1 pseudogene is annotated in these 253 nt (G+C 49.8%); it reads right to left on the bottom strand.

From position 1 onward, the window contains the following. A pseudogene (locus tag AB4585_RS22955) lies at window positions 1-253 on the bottom strand (bifunctional protein-serine/threonine kinase/phosphatase); the annotation flags it as partial.

The following is a 253-nucleotide window of genomic DNA, read 5'->3' as shown; positions in this document are numbered from 1 at the left end:
ACAACCAGTTGTTCATAGAGGTGAGGATTTTGCTGGCGCAGTGTTGGATACTCCAACTGTCAGGGGTAGCGTAGTAGTCAGCAACAAACTGCATTACCGCGGTATGACTCGCCTTCTGACTATTGTCACTGCAACTGGCACCATCTGCGATGCATGCAACCGCTCCCTTGTGTTCGAGTTCGTAGCGTTGCTGTGGCACCTTAACTAAAAATGCATCTTGGTTTTCATCGCGCACCCCTTTCAGTGAACATCC

Origin of the sequence: Vibrio sp. 10N.222.49.C9 (assembly GCF_041474985.1) — a bacterium.
Classification (GTDB): Bacteria; Pseudomonadota; Gammaproteobacteria; order Enterobacterales; family Vibrionaceae; genus Vibrio; species Vibrio crassostreae_C.
The sequence above is the reverse complement of the archived record's forward strand: the minus strand, read 5'-3'. Positions and strand labels throughout refer to the sequence as shown.